Below are 20,621 nucleotides of genomic sequence, written 5' to 3'. Positions count from 1 at the left end.
AGAGTGGGAGGCGGCCACGTGTGTTAATTCGACTCCACTTATTCCCGTAGCCGCGGGAGTGACTAGGATCTTACCTGGACACCGGGGTCGTCGGCATCGGCCGCGGCCCGCCCCCGCAAGACACGTTCCAGGGAAGGGTTTGGGATGAATCGACGTCACCTGTTCCGTTTGCTCGGGCTTTCCGCCGCCGGCGTGGCCGGCTTCGGCATCGCCGGCTGCGCCAACATCGACGCGCCGCCCGAGCCCGCGGGCTCGGTCCAGGCGGGCGAATACACGCTGGACGCGGGCGACGCGCTGCGCGTCATCGTCTTCGGCGAGGAGCAGCTCTCCGGGGAGTTCCGGGTCGACGGCTCCGGCAGCGTCGCCATGCCGCTGATCGGCGAGGTGCAGGCCCGCAACCGCACCACCCGGCAGCTGGAGACCGAGATCGCGTCTCGGCTGGAGAGGGGCTACGTGCGCGACGCCCGGGTCAGCGTCGAGGTGCTGAACCACCGGCCGTTCTACATCCTGGGCGAGGTGCGCAACCCCGGCCAGTACAGCTTCCAGAACGGCATGACCGCGCTCACCGCGGTGGCCATGGCCGGCGGCTACACCTACCGCGCCGACGACGATTTCATCCTCGTCACCCGTGGCAGCGACCCCGACAAGAAGCTCTACCGCGCGCCGCTCAACACGCCGATCCGGCCGGACGACGTGGTGCGCATCCCCGAGCGCTATTTCTGATCGGGGGCCGTGCGGCGGCCCCGGCCACCGTCGCCGTGCCGCCGGTCGCCGGCCACAGGGGGCGCGACGGGCACCGGGCCGGGCGGGGGCGCCGCAGCGCGCGGCGCCGGGGTGCCCGCCGCCTCGTCGTCGGTGCCCAGGGGCGCCGCCGCGGGGTCCGGGGCGGCGATCTTGTCGTCGGTCTTGCCGCTGTCGATGGCGGCGCGCAAGCGGGCCGCGCTGCCGTCGCGCCGCTGCGGTCCGGCGCTGGCGGGGTCGATCGGTCGGGTGTCGGGGCGTTCGTCCATGGCTCGGCCTCGGGGTCGTCAACGTGGGGCGGGGGGCGCCGCCGACCCAACCAACCGCCGGGCGGCCGTCGCGTTCCCGTCCGCCGCACCCCGTCCGGCTTCCCCTCCTCTGCGCTCCTCCACCTTTTTTCCGCCCCCGGATGCGTTGACGGCCCCTGGCGGGCCTGCCATCGTGACCGTGATGCCCGCGCCGGGCGCCGGCGCCGGCGCTGGCCGGTGCGGTCGCGCCGGCGGGGACGGCGCCCCTTCCGCCGTCCGGGAAGGAGGCTCCAATGGCCACCAGATTCGTGTGCGCCGCCGTCGTGGCCGCGTTGCTTGTGCTGGCCCCGCCACGCCCCGGGGCGGGCGCGGCGGAGTTGGTGATGGCGACGATCTCGCCCACGAGTGATGATTTCCAGATGGCGCTGGCCTGGTCGGCGCTGCTGACGGCGGACGGGGCGGCGCTGCGCATCGCGCCCGTGGCCACCGGGACGGCGAAGGGGCTGCGGCTGCTGACCCAGGGGCGTGCCGATCTGGCGCTGATCGGGGCGCCGCACTACCTCGACGCGGTCGGGCGCACCGGCAGCTTCGAGGATGATCCGCCCGGAGCGGCGGCGGCCTACCGGGACCTGCGCGCGCTGTTCGCGGTCCGCACCGGGATGGGGCAGTACGTGGTGCGTGCCGACGGGCCGGTCCACCGGTTCGCCGACCTCATGGGCCGTCGGGTCAGCGTCGGCCGGCCCGGCGGCAACGCCGGCCGGGTCACCACCGCCCTGCTGAAGGTGCACGGGGTCGACGCCGAGCGGGGCGAGGTGGCGACGGAGTACCAGGACTACGCCACCGCCCTCGCACGCCTCGCGCGGGGCGACATCGCCGCCGCGCTGGTCTGGGGCGGGCTGCCGCATGCGGCGATCGCCGCGGCCTCCCGCGACACGCCCCTGCGCTTCCTGTCGCCCGCCGCCGACAGCCTGCCGGCGTTTCGGCGGGCGCTGGCCAACGGCGCCCACTATGTCTACCGGGCGGTGCCCGCGGGACGGATCGCCCAGGCCTATGAGGGGGCCGTCGCCGTCGCCGGTGACGAGGCGCGCTTCTGGACCTTCCCCGTCATGGTGATGGTGCGTGCCGACATGCCCGATGCCACCGCCCACACCCTGTGCACGGTGTTCTGGCGCAATCTGGGAACGATTCGCGCCGGCGCCCCGGCCCTCGCCCTGGTCGACCCGCGGGAGGCCGCCGAGGGCCTGTCCGCCGACCTCCACCCGGGGGCCCGGCGCTGCCTCGAAGAGGCGGGGACGCTGTGAACCCGGGCCGCCGCCCGGGCGGCGGGCAACCGGCAAGCGGGCAACCGGCAAGCGGGCAAGGGGAACACGGGCAGGGGGAGATTGGGGACGCGGGAAGATGGTGCCGGATACAGGAATCGAACCCGTGACCTTCTGATTACAAATCAGCTGCTCTACCAGCTGAGCTAATCCGGCGCCGCGCCCCGACTCGGGGGACGGCGCCACACTAGCGTTCCGCCTCGCTCCGCACAAGCGCCGGATGGCCGCTCAGGGCCGCCGCCGCGCCACCTCGTAGAGGGCCACGGCGGCGGCGTTGGACACGTTCAGGCTGCCGACGGGGCCGCCGGTGGGCAGGCGGGCGATCGCGTCGCAGCGCTCGCGGGTCAGGCGGCGCAGGCCCGCGCCCTCGGCCCCCAGCACCACCGCGACCCGGCCCTCCGGCGCCATCGCGGCGAGGGTGCAGGGTCCCGATTCGTCGAGCCCGACGCACCAGATCCCGGCGTCCCGCAGCTCTGTCAGGGCCCGCGCCAGGTTGCTCACGCGGACCAGCGGCACCGCCTCCAGGGCGCCGGACGCGCTCTTGGCGAGCACGCCCGTGACCTCCGGCGCGTGCCGTTCCGTCACCAGCACCGCCCGGGCCCCGAAGGCGGAGGCCGAGCGCAGGATGGCGCCGACGTTGTGCGGGTCCGTCACCTGGTCCAGCACCACCAGCAGCAGGGCCGACTCGATCGCGGCGGCGGCGCAGAGATCTTCGATCCCGACCTCGGGCAGGGCGTCCGCGTCCAGCGCCACGCCCTGGTGGACGGCGCCGGGCGGGAGCATGCGGTCGAGGTCCAGGCGGTCCACCACCGTCGGCGCCGGCCGCTCCAACCCCGCCGCGGCCGCCCGTTCCAGGGCGTCGTCGAGGGCCGTGCGGCCCGACTCGGTCACCAGCAGCCGGCGGCACCGCCGCTCCGGGTTGACCCACGCGGCGGCCACGGGGTGGAGGCCATAGAGCATGCCGGCTCCCGCGCGCGGGCCTGCGCCCCCCGGCGACGCCCCGGGACGGCGTCGCCGGCCGGGCGGCGGCGCGGCCGGTCCAGCCGGTCCGGCGCTGTCGCGACCGCCGTGCTGGCGTGGGGAGGAGGGGCGGGATGGCTTGCGGCTCATGGGGCACTCGGCGTCGGGATGGGGTGGTCGAAGGGGGCGCGGCGAAGGCGCGCCGCGACCCTAGGCGTTTTTCACGAGGCCCGCATTCATCGCTGTTGACAAGCCCCCAAAAATTCTCATAGTGCCGAACTCCGTTCCGGGGCACACCGGGACGGACCCTGGAAGGGTGGCCGAGTGGTTAAAGGCAGCAGACTGTAAATCTGCCCTCTTCGGAGTACGTAGGTTCGAATCCTACCCCTTCCACCATCTACTCTACGGCTGGGCCGGGAACGCGCTCCCGGGTGGCCGCGCCGGCTGGGCTGGGCAAGGCGGGTGTAGCTCAATGGTAGAGCAGAAGCCTTCCAAGCTTACGACGAGGGTTCGATTCCCTTCACCCGCTCCAGCCCGCGCGCACACCGGGCGTGCCATGCCGTCCGGCCTTTAGCGTGCCTCGGATTCGTCGGGGCGTCGGGAACGTCGGGAACGAAAGAAAACTGCGATGGCGAAGGCGAAATTCGAGCGGAACAAGCCGCACTGCAACATCGGCACGATCGGCCACGTCGATCACGGCAAGACGTCGCTGACGGCCGCGATCACGAAGGTTCTGGCGGAGTCCGGCGGTGCGACGTTCACCGCGTACGACCAGATCGACAAGGCGCCGGAAGAGAAGGCGCGTGGGATCACGATCTCGACGGCGCACGTTGAGTACGAGACGGCGAACCGTCACTACGCGCACGTGGACTGCCCCGGCCACGCGGACTACGTGAAGAACATGATCACGGGCGCGGCGCAGATGGACGGCGCGATCCTTGTGGTTTCGGCGGCGGACGGTCCGATGCCGCAGACCCGGGAGCACATCCTTCTGGCGCGTCAGGTCGGCGTTCCCGCGATCTGCGTGTTCATGAACAAGGTGGACATGGTGGACGACCCCGAGCTTCTGGAGCTGGTTGAGCTCGAGGTGCGCGAGCTGCTGTCGTCGTACCAGTTCCCCGGCGACGACATTCCGATCGTGAAGGGCTCGGCGCTGTGCGCGCTGGAGGACCGGAACCCGGAGATCGGGCGCGAGGCGGTTCTGGCGCTGATGGCCGAGGTCGACAAGTACATCCCGCAGCCGGAGCGTCCGAAGGACCGTCCGTTCCTGATGCCGATCGAGGACGTGTTCTCGATCTCGGGTCGTGGCACGGTGGTGACGGGTCGTGTCGAGCGCGGCATCGTGAAGGTCGGCGAGGAGGTCGAGATCGTCGGCCTGAAGACGACGGTGAAGACGACGGTGACCGGCGTCGAGATGTTCCGCAAGCTGCTCGACCAGGGCGAGGCCGGCGACAACATCGGCGCGCTGCTGCGCGGCACGAAGCGCGAGGACGTTGAGCGCGGCCAGGTGCTGGCGAAGCCGGGCACGATCACGCCGCACACCAAGTTCAAGGCCGAGGCGTACATCCTGACGAAGGAAGAGGGCGGCCGCCACACGCCGTTCTTCTCCAACTACCGTCCGCAGTTCTACTTCCGCACGACCGACGTGACGGGCATGGTGGCGCTGCCGGAAGGCACGGAGATGGTGATGCCGGGCGACAACGTCGCCATCGAGGTGACGCTGATCGCCCCGATCGCCATGGACGAGGGCCTGCGCTTCGCCATCCGCGAGGGCGGCCGCACCGTCGGTGCCGGCGTCGTTGCCTCCATCATCGAGTGATGGTATAAGGCTCCTCCGCCGCCGGGTCCGCCCGGCGGCGGAGTTTTCAGTGGACGCGTTGCGGAAGTTCGGCTATACCGCGCTCCGCCCTCCGGGACGGCGCACGGGACGGCTTTAGGAGTGTAGCTCAATTGGTAGAGCACCGGTCTCCAAAACCGGGGGCTGGGGGTTCGAGCCCCTCCACTCCTGCCATTCCGCACTGCAACAGACATCGACGCCGGCCGGTGCCGGCGTTTTTTCGCTGAGGGGCGCCGGTCTCGGCACCCTCATCGCTCCCGGATCTGGTACGAACCGCACCATGGCAAAAGTCAATCCCGCCACATTCGCCAGCGAGGTTCGCCGCGAGGTCGCCAAGGTCACTTGGCCGACCCGCAAGGAGACCGCGATCACGACCGCCATGGTCTTTGTCATGGTGGTGCTGGCGGCGCTGTTCTTCCTGGTGGTGGACCAGATCCTGTCGGTGGCCGTGCGCCTCGTTCTCGGCCTGGGGGCCTGAGCGCCATGGCGATGCGGTGGTACGTGGTCCACGTCTACTCCGGCTTCGAGAAGAAGGTCTCCCAGTCGATCCGCGAAAAGGCCGCCCAGAAGGGTCTGGACGAGCTGTTCGACGAGATCCTGGTGCCGACCGAAGAGGTCGTCGAGGTGCGGCGTGGCGCGAAGGTCGCCTCCGAGCGCAAGTTCTTTCCGGGCTACGTCCTGGTCCGCATGGATCTTACGGACGACACCTGGCACCTGGTGAAGAACACCCCGAAGGTCACCGGCTTCCTGGGCGGCGGCGGCAAGCCGCAGCCGATCAGCCAGAAGGAAGCGGAGCGCATCGTCAAGCAGGTCCAGGAAGGCGTCGAGCGGCCGAAGCCCTCGATCACCTTCGAGGTGGGCGAGCAGGTGCGCGTCAGCGACGGACCCTTCACCTCGTTCAACGGGACGGTCGAGGAGGTGGACGAGGAAAAGGCCCGCCTCAAGGTCGCCGTCTCCATCTTCGGTCGCTCGACCCCGGTGGAGCTGGAATACGCCCAGGTCGAGAAGGTCTGAGGGCGTGCGTGTGACGGCTGGGGGCGGAGAGTTCCGCCGCCGGCCGTATCGACCGTGGGAGGCCCGCCATAGCCGCACCACGGAAACCCGGCGGCGCCGCTCGTAGACGCGGTCGCCGCTATCGGAGGTTAAGACATGGCGAAGAAAATCGTTGGTTACATCAAGCTGCAGGTGCCGGCCGGCAAGGCCAACCCGTCGCCGCCGATCGGCCCGGCGCTCGGTCAGCGCGGCCTGAACATCATGGAGTTCTGCAAGGCGTTCAACGCCAAGACGCAGGACCTGGAGGTCGGCATGCCGATCCCGGTGGTGATCACCGCCTACGGCGACCGCACCTTCACGTTCGTCACCAAGACCCCGCCGGTGACCTATTTCCTGAAGAAGGCGTCGGGCATCGCCAAGGGCACCACGACCCCGGGCAAGGGCACGGTCGGGTCCATCACCATGGAGCAGATCCGCGAGATCGCCCAGAAGAAGATGGTCGACCTCAACGCCAACGACGTCGAGGCGGCGTCGCGCATGATCGTCGGCTCCGCCCGCTCGATGGGCCTCGAAGTGGTGGGGGACTGATCCATGGCCAAGCTGGGCAAGCGTCTCAAGAACGCCTACTCCGACGTCGACCGCGACGCGTTCTACGCGCTGGTCGACGCCATCAAGCTGCTGAAGGGCAAGGCCACGGCGAAGTTCGATGAGACCATCGAGATCGCCATGAACCTGGGCATCGACCCGCGCCACGCCGACCAGATGGTCCGCGGCGTCGTCAACCTGCCCAACGGCACCGGCAAGACCGTGCGCGTCGCCGTGTTCGCCAAGGGCGCCAAGGCGGACGAAGCCGCCGCCGCCGGGGCCGACATCGTCGGCGCCGAGGACCTGGCCGAGAAGATCCAGGCCGGCGAGATGAACTTCGACCGCTGCATCGCCTCGCCCGACATGATGGGCGTGGTCGGCAAGCTCGGCAAGATCCTGGGCCCGCGCGGCCTGATGCCGAACCCGAAGCTGGGCACCGTGACCCCCAACGTCGCCGACGCCGTGAAGGCGGCCAAGGCCGGCGCGGTGGAGTTCCGGGCCGAGAAGACCGGCATCGTGCACGCCGGCGTCGGCAAGGCCAGCTTCTCCGACGAGGCGCTGGCACAGAACATTCACGCCTTCGTGGACGCGATCTCGAAGGCGAAGCCGTCCGGCGCCAAGGGCACCTACATCGAGAAGGTGTCGTTGAGCTCGACCATGGGCCCCGGCCTCAAGCTCGACATTCCGAGCCTGAGCGGCGCCCCGGCCTGACGGCCGATGAGTTTCGCCGCCGCGACCTTCGGGCCGGGGCGGCGGGGGGATGCCCCCGGCGCCGCCGGAGGCATCCATCCCTGTCCGAGACCGCAGGCGCCGGAAACGGCTTAATGATGCCCTGCGCAGACAGGAGTTTGAACCGACTACCGGCCGTGGCGGTCGCCACGGTCTCGTTCGGCTTGGGCTTCTGGGACAGGTTTTAGCCGGGATCGAAACGCCCCTGCGGGGGACATCGGTCCCATGGTGCACTCTAGTGCATTGGAGGCGATCCGTGGATCGTACACAAAAAGAAGCGACGATCGCGGACCTGCATTCTAAGCTGCAGGACACCGGCCTGGTGGTGGTCACCCATCACCTCGGCCTGACGGTTGCGGAAGTGACCGACCTGCGCGCGAAGATGCGGGCCGCGGGGGCCAGCTTCAAGGTGACGAAGAACCGGCTCGCCCGCCGTGCCCTGAAGGGCACGCAGTTCGAGGGGCTGGACGGCCTGTTCAAGGGCCCGACGGCGATTGCCTACTCGCAGGACCCGGTGGCGGCGGCCAAGGTTGTGGCCGCCTACGCCAAGTCCAACGACAAGCTGGCCATCGTCGGCGCCGGTCTCGGCACCCAGATGCTCGACGCGGACGGGGTGAAGGCTCTGGCCGAACTCCCGTCGCTGGATGAACTGCGCGCCAGGCTCGTTGGCATGATCCAGACCCCGGCGACACGAATCGCCGGCGTCCTCCAGGCGCCGGGCGGTCAAATCGCCCGCGTCCTGTCGGCTTATGCCACCAAAGACGAGCAGGGCGAGGCGGCCTGAGCCTCGCTGTGAACGCGTAAACCAGACCCGAACCCAAGCTTACCAGGAAGAGAGAAATGGCTGATCTGCAGAAGCTGGTCGACGATCTGTCGGCCCTCACCGTCCTCGAGGCCGCCGAGCTGTCGAAGATGCTCGAGGAGAAGTGGGGCGTGTCCGCCGCCGCTCCGGTGGCCGTCGCCGCCGCCCCGGGTGCCGCCGCCGCCGCCGCCCCGGTCGAGGAGCAGACCGAGTTCAACGTGATCCTCGCCGAAGCCGGCGACAAGAAGATCAACGTCATCAAGGAGGTCCGCGCCATCACCGGTCTCGGCCTGAAGGAGGCCAAGGATCTGGTCGAGGGCGCCCCGAAGGCCGTGAAGGAAGCGGTCAGCAAGGACGAGGCCGCCAAGATCAAGAAGCAGCTTGAAGACGCTGGCGCCAAGGTGGATATTAAGTAAGACCGTCTTGCTGAGACACGGAACGCATATATCCACGCCGGACGGCGGCTGGCTCCCTCGGGGGCCCGCCGCCGCACGGCGTTTTCGTCCTTCCACCGGTCGGGGGGGTCCCGCAAGGGAGTCCGCCGCCCGGCATTTGCTGTCCCGGTCGCCCTCCTGGCGGACGGGACCTGTCGCTCGGTCGGATGAGCGTACACACGGACAGACGTTTGGGGACATCCATGGCCAAATCCTTTACCGGTCGTAAGCGTGTTCGCAAGAGCTTCGGGCGCATCCCGGAAGTCACCCAGATGCCCAACCTCATCGAGGTGCAGCGGAGCTCGTACGACCACTTCCTGCAGATGGACGTCCCGCCCGAAAAGCGGGCGAATCTGGGTTTGCAGGAGGTGTTCCGGTCGGTGTTCCCGATCAAGGACTTCTCCGATCGGGCCGTTCTCGATTTCGTGCGCTACGAACTCGAACAGCCTAAGTACGATGTGGAAGAGTGCCAGCAGCGGGGCATGACCTTTGCCGCGCCGCTGAAGGTGACCCTGCGCCTGTCGGTGTTCGATGTCGAGGAGGATACCGGCCTGCGGTCGATCCGCGACATCAAGGAACAGGACGTCTACATGGGCGACATGCCCCTGATGACGGCCAACGGCACTTTCGTCATCAACGGCACGGAACGCGTTATCGTGTCGCAGATGCACCGCTCGCCGGGCGTGTTCTTCGACCACGACAAGGGCAAGACCCACTCGTCGGGCAAGTACCTGTTCGCCGCCCGCGTCATCCCCTACCGCGGCTCCTGGCTCGACTTCGAGTTCGACGCCAAGGACCTCGTGTACGTGCGCATCGACCGGCGCCGCAAGCTGCCGGCGACCACCTTGCTGTTCGCGCTCGACAACGCCGCGACGGTGAGCCTGCGTGGCCAGCGCCGGGAATCCGGCAAGGACCTGCTGCCCTATGAGGCGCAGGGCATGTCGAAGGAGGAGATCCTCTCCTACTTCTACGACGTCATCACCTATTCCCGCGCGTCCGGCGGCTGGAAGACCCCGTTCTCGGCCGAGCGCATGAAGGGCGTGAAGCTGATCTCCGACCTGGTCGACGCCAAGACCGGCCAGGTGGCAGCCGAGGCCGGCGCGAAGATGACCCCGCGCCTGATCCGCAAGCTGCAGGACGGCGGCCTCGAGGAGCAACTGGTCGCCACCGAGGAGTTGACCGGCCGCTACCTCGCGGTGGACGTCATCAACGAGCAGACCGGCGAGGTCCTGCACGAGGCCGGCGACGAGCTGTCGGCGGCCGACCTGGAGAAGCTGGAGAAGTCGGGGGTCGCCGAGATCCCGGTGCTGGCGATCGACCACATCAACGTCGGCGCCTACATCCGCAACACCATGGCGGCCGACCGCAACGCGTCGCGCGAGGACGCGCTGATCGACATCTACCGCGTCATGCGGCCGGGCGAGCCGCCGACGCTGGAGAGCGCCGAGGCGCTGTTCAACGGCCTCTTCTTCGACAGCGAGCGCTACGACCTCTCGGCCGTCGGCCGGGTGAAGATGAACGCGCGCCTGAACTTCAAGACCGATGACACCATGCGCGTCCTGCGCAAGGAGGACATCCTGGAGATCCTGAAGGTTCTGGTGAGCCTGAAGGACGGCCGGGGCGAGATCGACGACATCGACCACCTCGGCAACCGCCGGGTGCGGTCGGTCGGCGAGCTGATGGAGAACCAGTACCGCGTCGGCCTGCTGCGCATGGAGCGGGCGATCCGCGAGCGCATGAGCTCGGTCGAGATCGACACGGTGATGCCGCACGACCTGATCAACGCCAAGCCGGCGGCGGCGGCGGTGCGCGAGTTCTTCGGCTCGTCGCAGCTCTCGCAGTTCATGGATCAGACCAACCCGCTGTCGGAGATCACCCACAAGCGCCGCCTGTCGGCGCTCGGCCCGGGCGGCCTGACCCGCGAGCGCGCCGGCTTCGAGGTGCGCGACGTTCACCCCACCCATTACGGCCGCATCTGCCCCATCGAGACGCCGGAAGGCCCGAACATCGGCCTGATCAACTCGCTGGCGACCTACGCGCGCGTGAACCAGTACGGCTTCATCGAGAGCCCGTACCGCAAGGTGCACGACAGCCGGGTGACCGACGAGGTGGTCTACCTCTCGGCCATGGAGGAAGGCCGCTACGTCGTCGCCCAGGCCAACGCCGAACTGGACGGGCAGGGCCGTTTCGTCGCCGACCTCGTGTCCTGCCGGCAGGGCGGCGAGTATCTGATGTTCCGCCCCGAGGCGATCGACCTCATCGACGTGTCGCCCAAGCAGCTGGTGTCCGTCGCCGCGGCGCTCATCCCGTTCCTGGAGAACGACGACGCCAACCGCGCGCTGATGGGGTCCAACATGCAGCGCCAGGCGGTGCCGCTGGTCAAGGCCGACGCGCCGCTGGTGGGCACGGGCATGGAGGCCACGGTGGCCCGCGACAGCGGTGTCACCATCGTTGCCAAGCGCTCGGGCGTGATCGACCAGATCGACGCCACCCGCATCGTGATCCGCGCCACCGACAACGCCGACACCATGGCGCCCGGCGTCGACATCTACAACCTGTTGAAGTTCCAGCGCTCCAACCAGAACACCTGCATCACCCAGCGGCCGCTGGTGAAGGTCGGCGACCGCGTGGCGGCCGGCGACATCATCGCCGACGGCCCGTCGACCGAGCTGGGCGAGCTGGCCCTGGGCCGCAACGTGCTCGTCGCCTTCATGCCCTGGAACGGCTACAACTTCGAGGACTCCATCCTCATCTCCGAGCGGATCGTCAAGGACGACGTCTTCACCTCGATCCACATCGAGGAGTTCGAGGTGATGGCCCGCGACACCAAGCTGGGCCAGGAGGAGATCACCCGCGACATCCCGAACGTCGGCGAGGAGGCGCTCAAGAACCTCGACGAGGCGGGCATCGTCTACATCGGCGCCGAGGTGAAGCCGGGCGACATCCTGGTCGGCAAGGTGACGCCCAAGGGCGAGAGCCCGATGACGCCGGAAGAGAAGCTGCTGCGCGCGATCTTCGGCGAGAAGGCGTCGGACGTGCGCGACACCTCCTTGCGGCTGCCGCCGGGCGTCACCGGCACGATCGTCGAGGTCCGCGTCTTCTCGCGGCGCGGCGTCGACAAGGACGAGCGCGCCCAGGCCATCGAGCGGGCCGAGATCGAGAAGCTGGCCAAGGACCGCGACGACGAGAAGGCGATCCTGGAGCGCAGCTTCTACGCCCGCCTGAAGGAGCTGCTTCTGGGCCAGGTCGCCCAGTCCGGCCCGCGCGGCTTCCAGGTCGGCCTGGCCATCACCGAGGAGGGCCTGGGCTCGATCACCCGCGGCCAGTGGCGCCAGGTGTCGGTGCAGGACGAGAAGGTGATGGAGTCGGTCGAGAACATCACCAAGGTGTTCGACGACAGCATCCAGGCGCTGCAGAACCGCTTCGAGAACAAGGTCGAGAAGCTGCAGCGCGGCGACGAGCTGCCGCCCGGCGTCATGAAGATGGTCAAGGTGTTCGTCGCGGTGAAGCGCAAGCTGCAGCCCGGCGACAAGATGGCCGGCCGCCACGGCAACAAGGGCGTGGTGTCGCGCATCATCCCGCAGGAGGACATGCCCTACCTGGAGGACGGCACGCCGGTCGACCTCGTGCTCAACCCGCTGGGCGTGCCCTCGCGCATGAACGTCGGCCAGATCCTGGAGACGCATCTGGGATGGGCGTCGGCCGGGCTGGGCCGGCAGATCGGCGAGTGCATCGACCGCTACCGCCACCTCAGCCGCACCCAGGGCGACGGCACGCCGGCGATCGAGCCCCTGCGCAGCACGCTGAAGGCGGCGTACGGCCCGGAGGTCTACGACGAGGACATCGCCGACATGACCGAGGGCGAGCTCATGGAGCTGGCCGGCAACCTGCGCAAGGGCATCCCGTTCGCCACCCCGGTGTTCGACGGTGCGCGCGAGGACGACATCTGCCGGATGCTGGATCTGGCCGGTCTCGACCGCTCCGGGCAGGTGACGCTGATCGACGGCCGGACGGGCGAGTCCTTCGACCGCAAGGTCACGGTGGGCTACATCTACATGCTCAAGCTCCACCACCTGGTCGACGACAAGATCCACGCCCGGTCCATCGGTCCGTACTCGCTGGTCACCCAGCAGCCCCTGGGCGGCAAGGCCCAGTTCGGCGGCCAGCGCTTCGGCGAGATGGAGGTGTGGGCCCTCGAAGCGTACGGTGCGGCGTACACCCTGCAGGAAATGCTCACCGTCAAGTCCGACGACGTCTCCGGCCGCACCAAGGTCTACGAAGCCATCGTCCGCGGTGACGACAACTTCGAGGCCGGCATTCCGGAGTCGTTCAACGTGCTGGTCAAGGAGCTGCGCTCCCTCGGCCTCAACGTCGAACTGAACACGCGGTCCTACTGAGCTTGACGACGACCACCGCCGGAAGACGGGTGCCCCCCCGTTCTCTTCCGGCGGCGCGTCCCCATATGACAACGCGGCTGACGCCAGCGGGAGACGGTCATGAATGAGTTGATGAACATTTTCGGCCAGGTCCAGGGTCCTCAGAGCTTCGATCAGATTCGCATTCAGATCGCCAGCCCCGAGCGCATCCGGTCCTGGTCGTACGGCGAGATCAAGAAGCCGGAGACCATCAACTACCGCACTTTCAAGCCTGAGCGCGACGGCCTGTTCTGCGCGCGCATCTTCGGCCCCATCAAGGACTACGAGTGCTTGTGCGGCAAGTACAAGCGCATGAAGTACCGTGGCATCATCTGCGAGAAGTGCGGCGTCGAAGTGACCCTCTCGAAGGTCCGCCGCGAGCGCATGGGCCACATCGAACTGGCCTCGCCGGTCGCGCACATCTGGTTCCTGAAGTCGCTGCCGAGCCGCATCGGCCTGCTGCTCGACATGACGCTGAAGGACCTCGAGCGCATCCTCTATTTCGAGAACTACGTCGTCATCGAGCCCGGCCTGACCCCGCTGAAGCTGCACCAGCTCCTCTCCGAGGAGGAGTTCGTCACCGCCCAGGACGAGTACGGCGAGGATTCGTTCACCGCCTCCATCGGCGCCGAGGCGCTGCGCATCATGCTCTCCGCCCTCGACATGGAGGAGGAGAAGAAGCGCTGCCGCGAGGACCTGCGCGACACCGCGTCGGAGGCCAAGCGCAAGAAGCTGGTCAAGCGCCTGAAGCTGATCGACGCCTTCCTGGAGAGCCAGTCCCGTCCGGAGTGGATGATCCTCGAGGTCATCCCGGTCATCCCGCCCGAGCTGCGCCCGCTGGTGCCGCTGGACGGCGGCCGCTTCGCCACCTCCGACCTCAACGACCTCTACCGCCGCGTCATCAACCGCAACAACCGCCTGAAGCGCCTGATCGAGCTGAAGGCGCCGGACATCATCGTGCGCAACGAGAAGCGCATGCTGCAGGAGGCGGTCGACGCCCTGTTCGACAACGGCCGCCGCGGCCGCGTCATCACCGGCGCCAACAAGCGTCCGCTGAAGTCGCTGTCCGACATGCTCAAGGGCAAGCAGGGCCGCTTCCGCCAGAACCTGCTGGGCAAGCGCGTCGACTACTCCGGCCGGTCGGTCATCGTGGTGGGCCCGGAGCTGAAGCTGCACCAGTGCGGCCTGCCCAAGAAGATGGCGCTGGAGCTGTTCAAGCCGTTCATCTACGCCAAGCTGGAGCTCTACGGCCTGGCCTCGACCATCAAGGCGGCCAAGCGCATGGTGGAGAAGGAGCGGCCCGAGGTCTGGGACATCCTGGAGGAGGTGATCCGCGAGCACCCGGTCATGCTGAACCGGGCGCCGACGCTGCACCGCCTCGGCATCCAGGCGTTCGAGCCGGTGCTCATCGAGGGCAAGGCGATCCAGCTCCACCCGCTGGTCTGCACCGCCTTCAACGCCGACTTCGACGGCGACCAGATGGCCGTGCACGTGCCGCTGAGCCTAGAGGCCCAGCTCGAGGCGCGCGTCCTGATGATGTCGACCAACAACATCCTGTCGCCGGCCAACGGCAAGCCGATCATCGTGCCGTCCCAGGACATCGTCCTGGGCCTCTACTACATCACCATGGACCGCCCCGGCGAGCCGGGCGAAGGCATGGTCTTCTCCACCGTCGGCGAGATCGAGCAGGCGCTCGACGCCAAGGTGCTGACCCTGCACGCCAAGATCAAGGCGCGCTACAAGGGCGTGGACTCCGAAGGCACGCCGATCGTCACCATCGTCGAGACGACCGCCGGCCGCATGCTGCTGTCGGAGATCCTGCCGCGCCACCCCGCCGTGCCGTTCGCGCTGATCAACCGCCTGCTGACCAAGAAGGACGTCGGCAACGTCATCGACGCCGTCTACCGCCATTGCGGCCAGAAGGAGACGGTGATCTTCGCCGATCGCCTGATGAAGCTGGGCTTCGGCCACGCCTGCCGGGCCGGCATCTCCTTCGGCAAGGACGACATGGTCATCCCCGCCGCCAAGGTGAAGCTGGTCGGCGACGCCAAGGAGCGGGTGAAGGAGTATGAGCAGCAGTACCTCGACGGCCTGATCACCCAGGGCGAGAAGTACAACAAGGTGGTCGACGTCTGGTCGGAGTGCACGGAGAAGGTGGCGACCGAGATGATGAAGGTCATCTCCGACACCGCCCCGGGAAAGCCGGTGAACTCGGTCTACATGATGGCGCATTCCGGTGCCCGCGGCTCGGCGGCGCAGATCCGCCAGCTCGCCGGCATGCGCGGCCTGATGGCCAAGCCGTCGGGCGAGATCATCGAGACGCCGATCATCTCGAACTTCAAGGAAGGCCTGACCGTGCTGGAGTACTTCAACTCCACCCACGGCGCCCGCAAGGGCCTGGCCGACACCGCGCTGAAGACGGCGAACTCCGGCTACCTGACCCGCCGCCTGGTCGACGTCGCCCAGGACGCCATCATCGTCGAGCATGACTGCGGCACCGAGAAGGGCATCACCGTGAAGGCGGTGATCGACGGCGGCGAGGTCATCTCGCCGCTGTCCGACCGCATCCTCGGCCGCACCGCGGTCGACGACGTGGTCGACCCGCTGAACGGCGAGATGATCTGCAACCGCGGCGACCTGATCGACGAGCCGCTGGTCGACCGCTTCGAGCGGTCGGGCATCGACAGCGTGCGCATCCGCTCGGTGCTCACCTGCGAGACCAAGGACGGCGTGTGCGCCATGTGCTACGGGCGCGACCTCGCCCGCGGCACGCTGGTCAACACCGGCGAGGCGGTCGGCGTCATCGCCGCCCAGTCGATCGGCGAGCCGGGCACCCAGCTCACCATGCGCACCTTCCACATCGGCGGCGCCGCCCAGCGCGGGGCCGAGCAGAGCTTCGTGGAGGCGGCGTTCGACGCCACGGTGCGGATCAACAACCGCAACGTGGTGCTGAACTCGGCCAGCGTGCCGGTGGTGATGGGCCGCAATTGCGAGGTGGTGCTGCTCGACGACCAGGGCCGCGAGCGGGCCCGGCACCGCGTCCCCTACGGCACCAAGCTGCTGGCGGACGAGGGCGCGTTGGTCGAGCGCGGCCAGAAGCTGGCGGAGTGGGACCCCTACACCCTGCCGATCATCACCGAGCGCGAGGGGACGGCCCACTACCTCGACCTGGTCGAGGGCGTGTCCATGCGCGAGGTGATGGACGAGGCCACCGGCATCTCGTCCAAGGTGGTGGTGGATTGGCGCCAGCAGACGCGCGGTGCCGATCTCAAGCCGCGCATCACGCTCCGCGACCCGCAGGGCAACGTGGTGATGCTGCCGAACAACATGGAGGCGCGCTACTTCATGTCGGTGGACGCCATCCTGTCGGTGGAGAACGGCGCCCAGGTGAAGGCCGGCGACGTGCTGGCCCGCATCCCGCGCGAATCCTCGAAGACGCGCGACATCACCGGCGGTCTGCCGCGGGTGGCCGAGCTGTTCGAGGCGCGCCGTCCCAAGGACTTCGCCATCATCTCCGAGAGCGAAGGCCGGGTCGAGTTCGGCAAGGACTACAAGACCAAGCGGCGCATCGTCGTGCGCCACGAGGAGACCGGGGACGAGACCGAGTACCTCATCCCCAAGGGCAAGCACATCTCGGTGCAGGAGGGCGACTACGTCCAGCGGGGCGACCTGCTGATGGACGGCAACCCGGTGCCCCACGACATCCTGTCGGTGATGGGGGTGGAGGCGCTTGCCAACTACCTCATCAACGAGATCCAGGACGTCTACCGGCTGCAGGGCGTGAAAATCAACGACAAGCACATCGAGGTGATCGTCCGCCAGATGCTGCAGAAGGTCGAGATCACCGACGCCGGCGAATCCACCTTCCTGGTGGGTGAGCAGGTCGACCGCCAGGAGTTCGACGAGGAGAACAACAAGACCATCGCCGAAGGTCTGAAGGCGGCCGAGGGCAAGCCGGTGCTGCAGGGCATCACCAAGGCCTCGCTGCAGACCCGCTCCTTCATCTCGGCCGCGTCGTTCCAGGAGACGACCCGCGTCCTCACCGAGGCCGCGGTGTCGGGCAAGACCGACAACCTGGAAGGCCTGAAGGAGAACGTCATCGTCGGCCGCCTGATCCCGGCGGGAACGGGGTCGGTGGTCAACCGCCTGAAGCAGATCGCCGCCGAGCGCGACCGCGTGGCCGCCTTGGCCGCGGAGGAGGGGGCTCCGGCCCTGCCGCCGCACCACGGCGAGAGCTCGGCCGCCTGAGCGCGGCCGGCTTCGCCGGTGATCGGGGGCGCGTCCGACGGGACGCGCCCCTTTTTCTTGGGCGCATCGCTTTCGCGCCGGCCGGGCCGACACGGCAAAAGCCCGCTTGACGCCACCACCGGCGCTCCATATAGTCGCCCGACCTCAAAGGGCAGGTGGTAGGCGGACGCACGCCTAGACACTGCCCTGTTCGAACCGCGACATAGCCGTTTGGGAAGCTCTGGACGGCGTTCGATGATTGGGCCCGCAACGAGGCGATCGCGCTTCGATGGCGGGTTTTTGCATCGTCTGGCGGCGTTTGCCGGGCGAGCCACAGGAAGGAATGAAAGGCTGCAATGCCGACGATCAACCAATTGATCCGTAAGCCGCGTGAGCCCGAAGCCGCGCGCAACAAGGTTCCGGCGCTGGAGGCGTGCCCGCAGAAGCGCGGTGTGTGCACCCGCGTCTACACCACGACGCCGAAGAAGCCGAACTCGGCCCTTCGTAAGGTCGCCCGTGTGCGTCTGACCAACGGTTTCGAGGTCACCAGCTACATCCCGGGCGAAGGCCACAACCTTCAGGAACACTCCGTGGTGATGATCCGCGGCGGTCGCGTCAAGGACCTTCCGGGTGTGCGCTACCATATCATTCGCGGCACCCTGGACACCCAGGGTGTGAAGGATCGTAAGCAGCGCCGGTCGAAGTACGGCGCGAAGCGCCCGAAGTAAGGAGTACCAGGCGATGTCCCGTCGTCGTCGCGCCGAGAAGCGTGAGGTCCTGCCCGACGCCAAGTATGGCGATCGCGTTCTGACCAAGTTCATGAACTGTCTGATGTTGGACGGCAAGAAGTCGGCCGCCGAGCGCATCGTCTACGGTGCGCTGGAGCGCGTCGAGGGCAAGGCGAAGGCCGACCCGGTCCAGGTCTTCCACGACGCCCTGGCGAACGTGAAGCCGCACCTCGAGGTGCGGTCCCGTCGCGTCGGCGGCGCCACCTACCAGGTGCCGGTCGAGGTCCGCACGGACCGCGCCCAGGCCCTGGCCATCCGGTGGCTGATCGGCGCGGCCCGCGCGCGGTCGGAGAACACCATGACGGAGCGTCTGTCGGGCGAGCTCCTCGATGCCGCGAACCAGCGCGGCACCGCGGTGAAGAAGCGCGAGGACACCCACCGCATGGCCGAGGCCAACAAGGCGTTCTCGCACTACCGCTGGTAAGCACGACCGGTCGGTAAGCACGCAGTCCGGAAGACGCCCGACATGCCCCGTTCCCATCCACTCGACCGCTATCGCAACATCGGCATCATGGCCCACATCGATGCCGGGAAGACGACGACGACCGAGCGGATCCTCTTCTACACCGGACGGTCCTACAAGATCGGCGAGGTCCACGAGGGCACCGCCGTCATGGACTGGATGGAGCAGGAGCAGGAGCGGGGCATCACCATCACGTCGGCGGCGACCACGTGCTTCTGGCGGGACCACCGCATCAACATCATCGACACCCCCGGCCACGTCGACTTCACCATCGAGGTGGAGCGGTCGCTGCGGGTGCTCGACGGTGCGGTGGCGGTGTTCGACGCGGTGGCCGGCGTCGAACCCCAGTCGGAGACCGTGTGGCGGCAGGCGGACAGGTACCGCGTGCCCCGCATGTGCTTCGTCAACAAGATGGACCGCACCGGCGCCGACTTCTTCCGCTGCGTCGGCATGATCCGCGACCGGCTCGGCGCGGAACCGCTTGTGCTGCAGCTTCCCCTCGGCGAGGGCGCCGCCTTCGCCGGCGTGATCGACCTGGTGGAGAACCGGGCGGTGGTCTGGAAGGACGAGACGCTCGGCGCCGAGTTCCACCACACCGCCATTCCCGATGCCTTCAAGGACGAGGCGGCCCGCCAGCGCAAGGCGCTGATCGAGACCGTGGTGGAGCAGGACGACGACGTCCTCATGGCCTACGCCGACAGCGGCCTGGACCCCGACGCGGCGACTCTGCGCCGGCTGATCCGCAAGGGCACGCTGGACTTCGCCTTCGTCCCCGTGACCTGCGGATCGGCGTTCAAGAACAAGGGCGTCCAGCCGATGCTGGATGCCGTGGTGGATTTCCTGCCGTCGCCCCACGACGTAACCAACGTGCAGGGCACCACCGTCGACGGCGCCCCCGACGAGCGGCCGACCGACGACGCCGCGCCCTTCGCCGCGCTGGCGTTCAAGATCATGAACGACCCCTTCGCCGGGACCCTGACTTTCGTGCGGATCTACTCCGGCACGGTGGAGACCGGCAGCTCCCTGCTCAACGCCGCCAAGGGCGAGCGGGAGCGGGTCGGGCGCATGCTGCTGATGCACGCCAACACCCGCGAGGAGATCAAGGAGGCCGGGGCCGGCGACATCGTCGCCTTCGCCTCCCTGAAGGCCACCACCACCGGCGACACCCTGTGCGACCCCGACCGGCCGATCGTGCTGGAGCGCATGGAGTTTCCCGAGCCGGTGATCGAGGTCGCGGTCGAACCCAACTCCGCCGCCGACCACGAGCGGATGGGGGCGGCGCTGCAGCGACTCGCCCAGGAGGACCCGTCGTTCCGCGTCGCGGTCGATCCCGAGAGCGGGCAGACCATCATCAAGGGCATGGGCGAGCTGCACCTGGAGATCCTGGTCGACCGCATGAAGCGGGAGTTCAAGGTCGACGCCACCGTCGGCGCACCGCAGGTCGCCTACCGCGAGACCATCGCCCGCCGGGTCGAGGTCGACCACACCCACAAGAAGCAGACCGGTGGCACCGGCCAGTTCGCCCGGGTCGCGATGGTGTTCGAGCCGCTGGCCCCGGGAGAGGGATTCCGCTTCGTCAACGCGGTGACCGGCGGGGCAGTGCCCAAGGAGTTCGTCCCCGGCGTCCAGAAGGGCCTGGAGGGGGCGAGGACCAGCGGCCCCGTGCTCGGCTTTCCGGTCGTCGACATCGCGGCGACCCTCACCGACGGCGCCTACCACGACGTGGACTCCTCCGTCCTCGCGTTCGAGATCGCCGCCCGTGCCGCCTTCCGCGAGGCGATGCCCCAGGCGGGGCCGGTCCTCATGGAGCCGGTCATGGCGGTCGAGGTGGTGACCCCCGAGGACTACCTCGGCGACATCATCGGCGACCTGAACCGTCGGCGCGGCCAGATCGCGGCGATGGACCAGAGTGGAAACGCCCGTCTCGTCACCGCGACGGTTCCCCTGGCCGAGATGTTCGGGTACGTCAACAGCCTGCGGTCGATGAGCCAGGGCCGCGCCCAGTACAGCATGCAGTTCGACCACTACGAGCCGGTGCCGCAGGCCATCGCCGACCAACTGCGGTCGAAGTTGGCCTGAC

At 68.4% G+C, this 20,621-nt stretch carries 16 protein-coding genes and 4 tRNA genes; 17 read left to right on the top strand and 3 right to left on the bottom strand.

What is annotated here, in order from left to right; all coding sequences use genetic code 11:
- Positions 1 to 144: 144 nt before the first annotated feature.
- Positions 145 to 723 (top strand): polysaccharide biosynthesis/export family protein, encoded by a 579-nt coding sequence (locus tag AC6H2I_RS16385; RefSeq protein ID WP_497501736.1) that lies wholly within the window; start codon positions 145 to 147, stop codon positions 721 to 723.
- Here AC6H2I_RS16385 and AC6H2I_RS16380 read toward each other — a convergent pair.
- Positions 714 to 1,010 (bottom strand): hypothetical protein, encoded by a 297-nt coding sequence (locus AC6H2I_RS16380; protein WP_497501735.1) that lies wholly within the window; start codon positions 1,008 to 1,010, stop codon positions 714 to 716. The genes AC6H2I_RS16385 and AC6H2I_RS16380 overlap by 10 nt on opposite strands.
- A 272-nt stretch (positions 1,011 to 1,282) precedes the next feature.
- On the opposite strand from AC6H2I_RS16380, the gene AC6H2I_RS16375 reads away from it, so the two are divergent.
- Positions 1,283 to 2,290: a TAXI family TRAP transporter solute-binding subunit gene (locus AC6H2I_RS16375; RefSeq protein WP_497501734.1), complete on the top strand. Its 1,008-nt coding sequence runs from the start codon at positions 1,283 to 1,285 to the stop codon at positions 2,288 to 2,290.
- 98 nt (positions 2,291 to 2,388) lie between these two features.
- On the opposite strand, the gene AC6H2I_RS16370 is transcribed toward AC6H2I_RS16375, so the two are convergent.
- Together AC6H2I_RS16370 and rlmB are read right to left on the bottom strand one after the other, a co-directional pair.
- Positions 2,389 to 2,464: transfer RNA gene (locus AC6H2I_RS16370), tRNA-Thr, on the bottom strand.
- Positions 2,465 to 2,536: 72 nt separating this feature from the next.
- The gene (gene rlmB / locus AC6H2I_RS16365; protein ID WP_497501733.1) at positions 2,537 to 3,268 is read right to left on the bottom strand and encodes a 23S rRNA (guanosine(2251)-2'-O)-methyltransferase RlmB; all 732 of its coding nucleotides are present in this window, start codon (positions 3,266 to 3,268) and stop codon (positions 2,537 to 2,539) included.
- Between the two features lie 310 nt (positions 3,269 to 3,578).
- Between rlmB and AC6H2I_RS16360 the strand changes: the two genes are divergently transcribed.
- The 15 genes from AC6H2I_RS16360 (at position 3,579) to fusA (ending at position 20,620) form a co-directional block, all read left to right on the top strand.
- Positions 3,579 to 3,664: transfer RNA gene (locus AC6H2I_RS16360), tRNA-Tyr, on the top strand.
- A gap of 62 nt (positions 3,665 to 3,726) precedes the next feature.
- Positions 3,727 to 3,800, top strand: a tRNA-Gly gene (locus tag AC6H2I_RS16355).
- Positions 3,801 to 3,896: 96 nt separating this feature from the next.
- Positions 3,897 to 5,087, top strand: coding sequence for an elongation factor Tu (gene tuf, locus AC6H2I_RS16350; RefSeq protein ID WP_497501722.1), 1,191 nt, complete (start codon positions 3,897 to 3,899; stop codon positions 5,085 to 5,087).
- Between the two features lie 116 nt (positions 5,088 to 5,203).
- Positions 5,204 to 5,279: transfer RNA gene (locus tag AC6H2I_RS16345), tRNA-Trp, on the top strand.
- 106 nt (positions 5,280 to 5,385) lie between these two features.
- On the top strand, positions 5,386 to 5,583 hold the full coding sequence (gene secE, locus AC6H2I_RS16340) for a preprotein translocase subunit SecE (protein ID WP_497501732.1): 198 nt from the start codon (positions 5,386 to 5,388) through the stop codon (positions 5,581 to 5,583).
- A 5-nt stretch (positions 5,584 to 5,588) separates the two neighbouring features.
- Complete coding sequence (gene nusG, locus AC6H2I_RS16335) at positions 5,589 to 6,119, top strand: transcription termination/antitermination protein NusG (RefSeq protein ID WP_497501731.1); 531 nt, start codon at positions 5,589 to 5,591, stop codon at positions 6,117 to 6,119.
- A gap of 135 nt (positions 6,120 to 6,254) precedes the next feature.
- On the top strand, positions 6,255 to 6,686 hold the full coding sequence (rplK, locus tag AC6H2I_RS16330; protein WP_497501730.1) for a 50S ribosomal protein L11: 432 nt from the start codon (positions 6,255 to 6,257) through the stop codon (positions 6,684 to 6,686).
- 3 nt (positions 6,687 to 6,689) lie between these two features.
- Complete coding sequence (rplA, locus tag AC6H2I_RS16325) at positions 6,690 to 7,394, top strand: 50S ribosomal protein L1 (RefSeq protein ID WP_497501729.1); 705 nt, start codon at positions 6,690 to 6,692, stop codon at positions 7,392 to 7,394.
- 274 nt (positions 7,395 to 7,668) lie between these two features.
- Positions 7,669 to 8,196 carry a 50S ribosomal protein L10 gene (rplJ, locus tag AC6H2I_RS16320; RefSeq protein ID WP_497501728.1) on the top strand — a complete coding sequence of 176 codons (528 nt, stop codon included), beginning with the start codon at positions 7,669 to 7,671 and terminating at the stop codon, positions 8,194 to 8,196.
- A gap of 56 nt (positions 8,197 to 8,252) precedes the next feature.
- Entirely contained in the window at positions 8,253 to 8,630 is a 378-nt protein-coding gene (gene rplL, locus AC6H2I_RS16315) for a 50S ribosomal protein L7/L12 (protein WP_497501727.1), read from the top strand.
- 221 nt (positions 8,631 to 8,851) lie between these two features.
- Entirely contained in the window at positions 8,852 to 13,045 is a 4,194-nt protein-coding gene (gene rpoB, locus AC6H2I_RS16310; RefSeq protein ID WP_497501726.1) for a DNA-directed RNA polymerase subunit beta, read from the top strand.
- Positions 13,046 to 13,144: 99 nt separating this feature from the next.
- Positions 13,145 to 17,311, top strand: coding sequence for a DNA-directed RNA polymerase subunit beta' (gene rpoC, locus AC6H2I_RS16305; protein WP_497501725.1), 4,167 nt, complete (start codon positions 13,145 to 13,147; stop codon positions 17,309 to 17,311).
- A gap of 335 nt (positions 17,312 to 17,646) precedes the next feature.
- Positions 17,647 to 18,018 (top strand): 30S ribosomal protein S12, encoded by a 372-nt coding sequence (gene rpsL / locus AC6H2I_RS16300; RefSeq protein WP_029007684.1) that lies wholly within the window; start codon positions 17,647 to 17,649, stop codon positions 18,016 to 18,018.
- A gap of 13 nt (positions 18,019 to 18,031) precedes the next feature.
- Complete coding sequence (gene rpsG, locus AC6H2I_RS16295; protein WP_497501724.1) at positions 18,032 to 18,502, top strand: 30S ribosomal protein S7; 471 nt, start codon at positions 18,032 to 18,034, stop codon at positions 18,500 to 18,502.
- Positions 18,503 to 18,544: 42 nt separating this feature from the next.
- Complete coding sequence (fusA, locus tag AC6H2I_RS16290; protein WP_497501723.1) at positions 18,545 to 20,620, top strand: elongation factor G; 2,076 nt, start codon at positions 18,545 to 18,547, stop codon at positions 20,618 to 20,620.
- The last annotated feature ends 1 nt before the right edge of the window (position 20,621 follow it).

Source organism: Azospirillum sp. NS33, assembly GCF_059703765.1.
The sequence above is the reverse complement of the archived record's forward strand: the minus strand, read 5'-3'. Positions and strand labels throughout refer to the sequence as shown.